The following is a 4534-nucleotide window of genomic DNA, read 5'->3' on the forward strand; positions in this document are numbered from 1 at the left end:
GTGCCGGGGAACGTTCCCCGGCACCGTGCGCCCGGACACCCGCGGAAAACCCGGCAGGCTCTCAGACGGCGACCTTCTCGTCCTCCAGGGACGCCCTGACCTGTTCACGCAGTTCGGGGCTGTCCGTGTGGTCATGGACCGAGACGGCGTGCTCGGTCGCCGCGCGGACGACCTCGTCCTCTTCGCCGGAGATGGTCAGCGAACAGCCCGACACACTCGGATACTTCCGGCAGTCGGCGACTTTCCTGGTCATGGTGGCCTCCTCGTCCGTCACGTGGGCCAGCACTCCCAGGATAGTTCGCGGAAGCGGACTAGTCCCCTTGCTGCTGATAAGCCGCCTGCCGAACCGCCAGGGAGTCGTTGAAGCGGGTCAGCAGGGTGCAGAAGATCTCCCGCTCCTCCTCGCTCCAGCCCTCCGTGACCTGCGACATCAGATCGCGGCGGGAGGTGCGCACCTCGTCCAGGCGGGCCTGGCCGCGCGGCGACAGCTGGAGCACGACGGCCCTGCCGTCCTCCGGGTGCGAGGTCCGCTTCACGAGTCCGGTGTCCACGAGCGGGGCGACCTGGCGGGTCACTGTCGAGGAATCGATACCCATCCCCGCGGCCAGTGCCTTCACGCCCATCGGGCCTTCCCGGTCGAGCCGGTTGAGCAGCAGGTAGGCGGCCCGGTCCATCGAGTTGCGGACCTTGCCGACGCCACCGAGACGGGTCTGCTCCGCACGCCGGGCGAAGACCGCCACCTGGTGCTGGAGCGTGTCGAGTACGACGGGGTCGGACCCCTGTTGAGGGGCGACGTCGCCCCCGGAAGGAGACGCAGCATTCGTCATGTCCTGAGGGGGCATGGCCAATAGCTCTCTTCGTGCGGTGTCGGATGGGTGGGGGACACAGTACGCGGCGATGCGGCCGACTGTGTCCAGGGTATGTAATCCGGGGTATCCCGAGAGCGGGACGGGCACCGGGACGAGGGCCCCGCCGGAGCACCCGGAAGGCGGGCGAGCGGCGAGCTGCGAGACTGGCGGTCATGAGCTTCCGTACGTCCGCCCCCTTCCCGTCGCTGATCCTGGACGACGTCCGGGGCGCCCAGAAAATACTGTCCGGAGTGGCCAGAACGACCGCGATGGAGGGCAGCCGCCACCTGTCGGAGCTCGTCGGTGCCCCCGTCCAGTTCAAGTGCGAGAACCTCCAGCGCACCGGCTCCTTCAAGCTGCGCGGCGCCTACGTGCGCATCGCCGGACTGACACCGGAGGAACGGGCGGGCGGAGTCGTCGCCGCGAGCGCCGGAAACCATGCGCAGGGTGTCGCACTCGCCTCTTCTCTGCTCGGCGTACGCTCCACGGTCTTCATGCCGGTCGGCGCACCCCTCCCCAAGGTCGCGGCGACCCGCGAGTACGGTGCCGAGGTCCGGTTGCACGGCCAGGTCGTCGACGAGACGCTGGCCGCCGCGCAGGAGTACGCGGAGCGGGCCGGAGCGGTCTTCATCCACCCCTTCGACCACCCCGACATCATCGCGGGCCAGGGCACCGTCGGTCTGGAGATCCTCGAACAGTGCCCCGAGGTCCGCACCATCGTGGTCGGTATCGGCGGCGGCGGACTGGCGGCCGGCATCGCCGTCGCGGTCAAGGCGCTCCGCCCCGACGTGAAGATCATCGGAGTGCAGGCGGCCGGAGCCGCCGCGTACCCGCCCTCGCTGGCCGCCGGGCACCCCGTCGCGCTGGAGGCGGTGCCCCAGACGATGGCCGACGGCATCAAGGTCGGCCGCCCGGGTGACGTACCGTTCCGCCTGATCCAGGAGCTGGTGGACGAGGTCCGCACGGTCACCGAGGACGAGCTCTCCAGCGCCCTGCTGCTCTGCCTGGAGCGGGCCAAGCTCGTGGTCGAACCCGCGGGCGCCAGTCCGGTCGCCGCGCTGCTCAGCGACCCGAAGTCCTTCCGGGGGCCCGTCGTCGCCGTGCTCTCCGGCGGAAACGTGGACCCGCTGCTCATGCAGCGCATCCTCCGCCACGGACTGGCCGCCGCCGGCCGCTACCTGAGCCTGCGGGTGCGGATCGTGGACCGGCCCGGCGCGCTCGCCGCGCTGCTGGCCACCCTGTCCGGGTCCGACGCGAACGTGCTCGACATCAGCCACGTACGGACCGAACCGCGCCTCGGCCTCACCGAGGCGGAGGTCGAGCTGCACCTGGAGACCAAGGGCCCGGAACACTGCGAGGAGGTCGCCGCCGTCCTCAGGGGCGCCGGCCACCTCATCGTGGAGTGAGCCGGGCCCCACGCCCGGGTGGCCGACCGGCCGCCACGCGATCGCGAGGACCGGCCCGTGTCCGCCGGACGCGGGGTGCCGCCCGTCCCCGGGCCGTGTCCGCCCGTGCTCGTCGGGTGGCCGGTGCCCGGTACGGCACTTCGCCCCGTCCCGTACACGGGCGGGCCTCCGTCTCGGGACGCACCGCACCGGACACCGCCGCCGGTCCGACGCGCATGGCCGGAAACGACCTAGGATTCGCACCGTAGTCACGTGAACGGGCAACCGGTCCGTCCGACGGCGGACCGTCCGACAGCAGATGGGGGTATCCGCTGTGCCAGGTGCGATCCACGCCGAAGGTCTCGTGAAGACCTTCGGCGACGTACGAGCGCTCGACGGCGTCGATTTCGACGTCCCCGAGGGAACCGTTCTCGGTCTCCTCGGGCCCAACGGCGCCGGCAAGACGACCGCGGTGCGTGTCCTCACCACCCTGCTGCGGCCCGACAGCGGACGGGCGGAGGTCGCGGGCATCGACGTCCTGGCCAAGCCCAACGAGGTACGCCGCTCCATCGGGCTGTCCGGACAGTTCGCCGCGGTCGACGAGTACCTGACCGGCCGGGAGAACCTCCAGATGGTCGCCCGGCTCTACCAGATGCGCGCCCGCGAGGCGAAGAAACGGGCGGCGGAGCTGCTGGAGCGTTTCCACCTCACCGACGCGGCCGACCGGACCACCAAGACGTACTCCGGCGGCATGCGGCGGCGGCTCGACCTCGCGGCCGCGCTCGTGGTCCGGCCGCCCGTCATGTTCATGGACGAACCGACCACCGGGCTCGACCCCCGCAACCGCCAGCAGCTCTGGGAGGTCATCGAGGAACTGGTCCGTGGCGGAACGACTCTGCTGCTGACCACGCAGTACCTCGAAGAGGCCGACCACCTCGCCCACGACATCTGCGTCATCGACCACGGCAAGGTCATCGCGCGCGGTACGTCCGACCAGCTCAAGGCCCGTACGGGCGGCGAACGCGTCGAGGTCGTCGTGCACCGCCCGGAAGAGATCGAACCGGCCCGCGACGCACTCGCCCGCTACGGCGAGGGCGAGGTCACCGTCGTCCGGCACATGCGCAAACTGACCGTCCCGGTCACCGGCGGCGCGAAACTCCTCGCCGAGGTGATCCGCGACCTGGACGACCGGGACGTGGAGATCGACGACATCGGACTGCGCCGCCCCACCCTGGACGACGTCTTCATCTCGCTCACCGGACACGCGGCCGAGGCGGCTGCCGAGAACGGGAACGGCGAGGACGGCAGCGGCGGGAGAGGCAGCAGCGGTGGCAGCGCCGGCGGCTCGTCGGTGGCCGGGGACGCGAAGGAGGACGCACGGTGACCACCCGCTCGGAAGAGGTCCGCACGACCCTGGCCCCCCGCCCTTCCGGCGGCATCGTCCAGTCCGTCGGCGACTCCCTCGTGATCGCCAAACGCAACCTGATCCGGATGACCCGCATCCCCGAGGTGGTCCTCTTCGGGCTCATCCAGCCGATCATGTTCGTGGTGCTGTTCAGCTACGTCTTCGGTGGCTCGATGAACGTCGGCGGCTCGACCTCCCCCGAGGTCTACCGCAACTTCCTGATGGCGGGCATCTTCGCCCAGACCGTCACCTTCGCCACCGCGGGCGCCGGGGCGGGCATCGCGGACGACATGCACAAGGGCCTCGTCGACCGGTTCCGCTCCCTGCCCATGGCGCGGGGGGCGGTGCTCACCGGGCGGACCATCGCCGACCTCGTACAGACCACCCTCACCGTGCTGGTGCTGGTGGTCGTCGCCCTCCTGGTCGGCTGGCGCATCCACAACGGAGTACCCAAGGCCATCGGGGCGTTCGGGCTGCTCCTGCTGCTCGGGTACGCCTTCTCGTGGATCGGCGCGCTGATCGGCCTCTCCGTCCGGACCCCGGAGGCCGCCACCTCGGGAGGACTGATCTGGCTCTTCCCGGTCACGTTCATCTCGAACGCGTTCGTCGACTCCAGTCAGATGGCGTCGTGGCTCCAGCCGATCGCCGACTGGAACCCGTTCAGCGCGACCGTCCAGGCGTGCCGCAAGCTGTTCGGGAACCCGGGTGTCTCCCCGTCCGACGCCTGGCCGATGCAGCACCCGGTGTGGGCGTCGCTGATCTGGTCCGCCGTGATCATCGTGGTCTTCCGGACGCTCTCGGTCCGCAAGTACCGCCGGGCGGCCAGCTGACCGGACGTACCCGCACCTCGGGTACGTCCCGCACGCGAAAGCCCCGGTCGGCGGACTCCTCGGGAG

At 70.7% G+C, this 4534-nt stretch carries 5 protein-coding genes; 3 read left to right on the forward strand and 2 right to left on the reverse strand.

What is annotated here, in order from left to right:
• Positions 1-61 precede the first annotated feature (61 nt).
• Both ACFWEP_RS32075 and ACFWEP_RS32080 read right to left on the reverse strand, forming a co-directional pair.
• Positions 62-253, reverse strand: coding sequence for a DUF1059 domain-containing protein (locus ACFWEP_RS32075; protein WP_266708441.1), 192 nt, complete (start codon positions 251-253; stop codon positions 62-64).
• Between the two features lie 58 nt (positions 254-311).
• Complete coding sequence (locus tag ACFWEP_RS32080; RefSeq protein WP_387375420.1) at positions 312-842, reverse strand: MarR family winged helix-turn-helix transcriptional regulator; 531 nt, start codon at positions 840-842, stop codon at positions 312-314.
• Between the two features lie 179 nt (positions 843-1021).
• Between ACFWEP_RS32080 and ilvA the strand changes: the two genes are divergently transcribed.
• From ilvA to ACFWEP_RS32095, 3 genes are all read left to right on the forward strand, one after another.
• Positions 1022-2254: a threonine ammonia-lyase gene (gene ilvA / locus ACFWEP_RS32085; protein ID WP_387375422.1), complete on the forward strand. Its 1233-nt coding sequence runs from the start codon at positions 1022-1024 to the stop codon at positions 2252-2254.
• Between the two features lie 313 nt (positions 2255-2567).
• On the forward strand, positions 2568-3617 hold the full coding sequence (locus tag ACFWEP_RS32090; RefSeq protein WP_387375424.1) for an ATP-binding cassette domain-containing protein: 1050 nt from the start codon (positions 2568-2570) through the stop codon (positions 3615-3617).
• Complete coding sequence (locus ACFWEP_RS32095; RefSeq protein ID WP_387375426.1) at positions 3614-4468, forward strand: ABC transporter permease; 855 nt, start codon at positions 3614-3616, stop codon at positions 4466-4468. The genes ACFWEP_RS32090 and ACFWEP_RS32095 overlap by 4 nt, the downstream gene beginning before the upstream one ends.
• The last annotated feature ends 66 nt before the right edge of the window (positions 4469-4534 follow it).

This window comes from Streptomyces sp. NPDC060198 (assembly GCF_042728415.1).
In the GTDB taxonomy this organism is placed as follows: Bacteria; Actinomycetota; Actinomycetes; order Streptomycetales; family Streptomycetaceae; genus Streptomyces.